Origin of the sequence: Streptomyces sp. NPDC056835 (genome assembly GCF_042789485.1) — a bacterium.
GTDB lineage: Bacteria > Actinomycetota > Actinomycetes > Streptomycetales > Streptomycetaceae > Streptomyces.
This window is the reverse complement of sequence record NZ_JBHUBB010000074.1, coordinates 1-3,953: the sequence shown is the minus strand read 5'-3', so window position 1 is coordinate 3,953 and position 3,953 is coordinate 1. Positions and strand designations below refer to the sequence as shown.

At 39.8% G+C, this 3,953-nt stretch carries 4 protein-coding genes; 3 read left to right on the top strand and 1 reads right to left on the bottom strand.

All coding sequences use genetic code 11. The features are described from left to right. Nucleotides 1–230: 230 nt before the first annotated feature. From ACFRMN_RS38525 to ACFRMN_RS38515, 3 genes are all read left to right on the top strand, one after another. Nucleotides 231–548 (top strand): transposase, encoded by a 318-nt coding sequence (locus ACFRMN_RS38525; RefSeq protein WP_014479904.1) that lies wholly within the window; start codon nt 231–233, stop codon nt 546–548. Beyond that, nucleotides 545–1,459 (top strand): IS3 family transposase, encoded by a 915-nt coding sequence (locus ACFRMN_RS38520; RefSeq protein WP_033880480.1) that lies wholly within the window; start codon nt 545–547, stop codon nt 1,457–1,459. Before ACFRMN_RS38525 ends, ACFRMN_RS38520 begins: the two co-directional genes overlap by 4 nt. A gap of 327 nt (nt 1,460–1,786) precedes the next feature. Next, nucleotides 1,787–3,034 (top strand): IS256-like element ISBsu2 family transposase, encoded by a 1,248-nt coding sequence (locus ACFRMN_RS38515; RefSeq protein WP_031600262.1) that lies wholly within the window; start codon nt 1,787–1,789, stop codon nt 3,032–3,034. A gap of 774 nt (nt 3,035–3,808) precedes the next feature. Here the strand turns inward: ACFRMN_RS38515 and ACFRMN_RS38510 are convergent. After that, nucleotides 3,809–3,946, bottom strand: a complete 138-nt coding sequence (locus tag ACFRMN_RS38510; protein ID WP_383029149.1) for a hypothetical protein — start codon at nt 3,944–3,946, stop codon at nt 3,809–3,811. Nucleotides 3,947–3,953 lie beyond the last annotated feature (7 nt).

Below are 3,953 nucleotides of genomic sequence, written 5' to 3'. Positions count from 1 at the left end.
GTCAATGATAAGGAGCACGCAAAACTGATACGATCACAACAGGAGAAACGGGGATGGAAAGGATTTGTAGCTCCTACACCTAATTGTACAGTTACGGGATTAGCTATAACACTTAAGCCTTTATATGAAAAATTTAATATTGATCGTGTACTATTTAGCCCCCTAATGAATTTGGACACCTACTAAGAGTGGTTTTATACTTAAGGTTGCCAAATAAGGGGGCTTTTGTGATGCAAAGACGAAAACATTCTGCTGAATTTAAACAACAGGTGGTACAAGAAGCAATTGAAACAGGCAATAAAGCTTTGGTGGCGAGACGTCACGAGCTCAGTCCAAATCTCGTAAGCAAATGGGTAAAAGCTTTTCAGGAAAAAGGCAATCTAGATCATTCCGGCATTCAAGATATTGTTTCTCCCTCAGGGATCAAACAGTTGGAGGAGGAGAATGACCAGCTTAAAAAGCTGTTAGGCGAAAAAGATTTAGAAATTTCCATTCTCCGTGACGTACTAAAAAAGAAGAACCCTCACTTACTGAAACGCTTGAAATAGCGAATGAGTGGATTGCGAAAGGTTATGCCGTCCGTAAAGTCCTGAAGATTTTAGAGATTTCTCCTTCTACGTACTATTATCAATACAAGAAAGAAGAAAAGTCAGTAAGTGAGGGCAGACCCATTCCGGGCTATTCACTCACTAAGAACGGCAAAAAAATACCGGATGAACAAATACAGGAATGGCTGATGGAACTCATCTCAGGTGAAGCCGGTGTCTATGGCTATCGAAAGTTGTGCCTCCGCCTTCGAAGCGAGTATGCGCTACAGATTAACAAAAAGAAAGTGTACCGATTATGTAAGGAACTCGATATCCTACAGCCACAGCGAGAAGTGAAGTTCCACTATCCAAGAAAATTAGCGAGGAACCGGATCATCACTGAATCGAATCAGCTGTGGGAAGCAGATATTAAATACGGCTACATCGAAGGTGAAGAGCGTTTCTTCTTTATTCTATCGCTCATTGATGTATATGACCGTTCCATCATTGATTATCATATTGGTTTACATTGTACCGGACACGACGCTGGCCAACTCGTGCAGCGTGCCTTGTTTAAGCGTCAGCAATTTGAAAGAGAAACAAAGCCAGTCATTCGAACGGATAATGGTCCACAATTTATTTCTCTAGCGTTTCAGAAAGCATGTGAAACGTTCCACATCGAACATGAACGCATTCCGCCGAGAACACCGAATATGAATGCCCATATCGAGTCGTTTCACCGATTACTAGAGTATGAATGTTTGAGGCGGTTCGCTTTTCATTCCTACGCAGATGCGTATCATGAGGTGGCTGAATACATGGATTTCTACAATAATCGAAGAATCCATTCGAGTATTTTAGATTTAGCACCAAATGAATTTTATCAACGAAACCAAACAGAAGAGCTAACGATTAAAGAAGTGAGAGTATGAGGCAGGATGATTTTCTTGCCTCACCTAAAATAAAGAGCAATTCTATGAAATAATGAGCTAAGAGTAGTATGTGTCCAAAATTAGGGGGTTAACCCGGTAAGTCTTTTATGTTTGACCTTATGTAAGGATTTATTCAAAAGAGAAATGTGCTTATCTGAAGACTTAACTTTATTAAAGGAGTCAATTTTATAGTTGAGGGTAGGGAGGGCTTCAATCAATTCAAACAATTGGGGGAGTGTAATATTAACTGTGTAAGTAAGGAATGCGTACGGTTCCTTACTCACACAGTTTTTTATTTGATAGAATAATAAGTATAAAGCTAAAGGAGTGGTTTCAGTGGGGAAATTGAAAAGAGATCCGAACTCCGTAGAATTAGCTAACAAGATTATCGAACAGTATCAGCCTAAATCAGTAGAAGATATGCAAGAAGCATTAAAAGACATATTTGGTCCCATGTTTGAGTCAATGCTAAAAGGTGAAATGAATCACCATTTGGGCTATGAATCCAATGACAAGGGAGAAAAAGAAACAAGAAATAGAAGAAATGGATATGGCAAAAAGATCGTGAAAACAACGGCAGGAGAAGTTGAAATTGCAGTCCCCCGTGATCGTGATGGTTCATTTGAACCGCAGTTGATTCCAAAGCGTAAAAGAGATGTATCCTCTATAGAGGATAAGGTCATTTCGATGTATGCCAGAGGAATGTCACAACGAGACATTTCTTCCACGATAGAAGACATCTATGGCTTTTCTGTATCTCATGAAATGGTATCCGACATTACGGATACTGTACTTCCTAATTTAGAAGAGTGGCAAAATCGTCCCTTAAGTAACTGTTACCCTTTTGTGTTTGTCGATTGTCTTTACACAACCATTCGTAATGACTATGAAACGAAGAAGTATGCCGTTTACACAATACTAGGATATACCATAGAAGGTAAAAAGGACATTCTAGGTTTGTGGTTGAATGAAACGGAAAGTAAACATAAATGGATGCAAATTTTTGATGAAATCAAATCTCGTGGTGTAGAAGATATCTTCTTTCTCTCAATGGATGGCGTTAGTGGTCTGGAAGAAGGAGCACGTGCGATTTTTCCTGATGTGACCGTACAGAGATGTATTGTTCATTTAATTCGAAATTCGATTAAGTATATACCAAGTAAAGACTACAAGCCTTTTACTGCTGCCTTAAAGAAAGTGTATGGAGCTCCAAGCCTTAAGGCTTGTCACAGTGCATTTGAATCTTTTGAAAAGCAGTGGTCTACGTACCCTGGAGCTGTAGACGTATGGAAACGAAACTTTTCTCATGTGGAACAACTTTTCGATTATGGTGGTAATATTCGTAAAATCATGTACACTACAAATGCCGTTGAAAGTATCCACTCTAGCTTTCGAAAAGTCACGAAAAAAGGAGCATTCCCCCATGAGAATGCCCTATTAAAAATATTGTTTTTACGAACAAAAGAATTAGAAAAGAAATGGGATGGTGGACGCATCCAGCAATGGGCTATGGTCATGAATCAACTATTAGTTCATGACCACCTAAAGGAACGTGTGAAGAAATATCTAGAATAACTTACACACTTTTCTTGACAAGCCCAATGCGTTTATGACTAAAACCGTCAATAGTTTTTCCGTCCGATCCCTTCGTCATGTTACCTGGCTTAGCATATATTTTGGCATAAGCCTTTAGGTAAAACTCAGGATTATAGAGATTCCTATAAAGACGGTCAAAAACATAATTTTCTTCTTTAGACTTGGAAACTAAATTGTTCAACACTACGTCTGGACTTCTCACAGAGCCTCGCGCTCCTTCCAATGTTGTATTAAACTAGACAAGCTGTCTCCCTTCGCCATGTAGCAGGCTTTCCCTACCCCAGACTACTACGGAGACTCCGTTACCTTGTCGGATATTCAGGATCGATATCCATAGCCTATATCAGGCATTCCGATTTAGGTAATCCCCATTTAGACATATGTTGACATAGCTTTATGCGGTGTCGGATGTGACGTTCGCCCTTTAACCCTTATCGGGATTGTCCAGTCATTGAGTTGCTTAGAGAAAGCTCAACTATACTTCTTCCTCCCTATGACTGTATAACGTTAATGGATACCTTCCGTTATAGACGGTAGTTTTGACGACTCGGACTGTCATTCAAGCAGTGTAGCTTTCATCCTTATCCACATATCTCATCTTGCCATTCAGTCGTGACTTGGTATCTAGCCAACTTATGACTTTTCCAACATGCTACACTCCCCGTTCAGTTTCCTTCCCGGATAAGTTGGATGATGACAGATCGTTGCAACTTAATCTGTTGTCTTGCTATCGACAAATTCAAACATATGCCCTTATGGGCGCACCAACTGGTTTCCCATTATTCCGAACTTCTTTTCAAGCAGCTCTAAAGGAAATTTAGCTAACTGACCTACAGTTGATATTCCCATCCGATTCAGATTTCTTTCCATCCTCCCTCCTATCCCCCACATTTTAGAC